Below are 2,160 nucleotides of genomic sequence, written 5' to 3' on the forward strand. Positions count from 1 at the left end.
GCGTCTGCCTGTGTGGCGGGCTCATGGCCGGACGGGTTGTGAAAGCGGAAACCTTCGTCGGATGCCGCGGTGATCAGCACCAGATGGCCGCCCTTCGAGGGCGGCTCACGCTCGGGCCAGCGGATCGAGCTGCTGACCGACGCGATGAAGAAGCGCGTCCGCTGCATGATCGCCGGAATGTCTGATGTGGCGACATTGGTCATCACCTCGGCGCGCAGGCCGAAAGCTTCCTTCACGAAGCTGACGAAGGGCGCGTAGATCAGCCCCTTGATCGATCTCTCATTGACGACATAGCCGCCATATAAGGTGCAGCGCCTGGCAAGCTCGATCGTCGGCACGATCTCGCCGCGGCTGGCCAGAATCATCTTAAGGCAGGCCATGCCGCAGATGTTGGCGGCCCAGATTGCGTATTCGTCGAGGGTCTCCGCCCCGGATCGCCTCCACAGCGGATCGCGCCTGAGCGCAACATCCGCGCCGTCGGCGAGCACGTCCAGCGTCATGTCAGGCGTTTCCCACTGGCTGAAAAACGGCACGGTTTCAGGCGGCGGGCTCATGCGGTCTCCTCGGTCGGCTGGTTCCATCTCGTATACGAGGATACGAGATGGATGAAAAGCCGTGACATTCAGTGGCGCGACCCAGAAGATGTCATCTTCCGTTTCGGTCAACCATCGCTGACATCCGGGGTTAGCGGAAGCCTCTCCCGCCTTCGTCATCCACAGGCGGAGCAGGAGCGAAGCTCCGTCGCGGAGACCCGAGGATGACGAACGTGGTGAATGCTGCGCGCCGCCTACTCGGCCTTCGCCCAGCCGAAAACCAGCCACGCATATTTCGATTTTTCGTAGGGTTCGACAGTGTAGGTCATCTGCATGTCGCCGTCCTTGGCGTAGATATCCAGCCGGGGCGCCGTATCCAGCTCGAGCCACGCCGAACTCTTGCTGAACGACCAGGTTCCGCACCAGACGCAAGGCCCCGACGTCGGATCTCCGGGCTGGTGAAAATTGTAGCGGCCGTCCGCCGTGATCTCCAGATAATCGAACGCCCCGTAAAACGCGGTCACCGTCTGCTGGAACTCACTGGCGGCCGCTTCCTGTTCCGGTGTCGGCGCATCCTTCATATCGCGCGGCGGCCGGATGGCTCCGCCGTTGAGTTTCCATTTGCCGACAAAATCCTTCTCGGTCGGAAGATATTCCTCCTGGGCCTGCGCCGATGAAATATAAGCAAAGGATGATATACTTGTGAGGCCAACGGCCCCGATCGCAAATAGAAGCGTGGCGGCACAGATCGCCCTTGCTGGGTTTTGCATAAAAAAAATATCTCCACGGGGGGTAAGGGGAGTTTTATTGAAAATTTGTGGCGGACGTTGCTTCGGGACCGATTCCCACCCGCCATTTGCACGGTTAGCATCGGGGCCACCGATCTGGCAACGCAAGGCAGCCTCTCTCCAGCATCGCCCATGCGTCCGCGATCCCGGCCGGCTGAATATCGGCAGCTTAGAAGGTGATCTTCACCGAAGCGGCGCTGCGACGATGCGGGCCGTGATGGACGGCCTCGATGTTGTTGCCGTCCGGATCGAGCAGGAAGGCGGCGTAATAGCCGGGGTGATAGGGCCGTTCGCCCGGCGCGCCATTGTCCGTGCCGCCGGCCGCCAGCCCGGCCTTGTAGAAGCCGTCGACCATGGCGTGGTCCCTTGCCTGGAAAGCCAGGTGATGGCGGCCGGTGAGTTTTCCCTGTGCGGCCCGGCTGTCGGCAGTGGAGACAAACAGCTCGTCGGCCCAGAAAAAGTCGGCGCCGCTACCTCCGATCGGGACATCGAGCGCCTGCAGGACCGCCTCGTAGAAACGCCGGCTGGCCGCGAGGTTTCTGACCACCAGTTGGATGTGGTCGATGAGCCGGCCGCGATGCAATTCCTGGGTTTCCATGAAAACGCCTCCTCGTGTGGGTTCGAATTTAGGTTGGGATAGGGCGTCGTCAATGCGGATACTTCCCAGCAAACAAAGGGCCCGCCGGGAGGGGATCCGGCGGGCCTTTGGAAAGCATGTCTAGCCTTCAGGGGTCTGAGGGGGGGATCAGACCTGGTAAGAACCTTTGTTGGCCGCGGAGGTTCCACCCGAACAAAAAAATTGCCGATGGCCCGTCCGCGGAATTCAAGCAGTGGAGGCG

Annotated in this window: 3 protein-coding genes; all 3 read right to left on the minus strand. The window is 61.3% G+C overall.

What is annotated here, in order from left to right:
• Window positions 1-554, minus strand: a 554-nt coding sequence (locus tag EN925_RS32920) for a C39 family peptidase (RefSeq protein WP_128337241.1), incomplete at its 3' end; no start/stop codon positions are given.
• A 233-nt stretch (window positions 555-787) separates the two neighbouring features.
• Window positions 788-1,303 (minus strand): hypothetical protein, encoded by a 516-nt coding sequence (locus tag EN925_RS32925; protein WP_013530757.1) that lies wholly within the window; start codon window positions 1,301-1,303, stop codon window positions 788-790.
• A gap of 187 nt (window positions 1,304-1,490) precedes the next feature.
• On the minus strand, window positions 1,491-1,919 hold the full coding sequence (locus EN925_RS32930; protein ID WP_013530756.1) for a VOC family protein: 429 nt from the start codon (window positions 1,917-1,919) through the stop codon (window positions 1,491-1,493).
• Between the last annotated feature and the right edge of the window lie 241 nt (window positions 1,920-2,160).

The sequence above is a fragment of the Mesorhizobium sp. M7A.F.Ca.US.006.04.2.1 genome, assembly GCF_004022915.1.
Lineage (GTDB): Bacteria > Pseudomonadota > Alphaproteobacteria > Rhizobiales > Rhizobiaceae > Mesorhizobium > Mesorhizobium ciceri.

Coding starts and splice junctions, on each gene's coding strand:
- EN925_RS32925 (WP_013530757.1), bottom strand. CDS start 1,303: ATGCAAAACCCAGCAAGGGCGATCTGTGCCGCCACGCTTCTATTTGCG.
- EN925_RS32930 (WP_013530756.1), bottom strand. CDS start 1,919: ATGGAAACCCAGGAATTGCATCGCGGCCGGCTCATCGACCACATCCAA.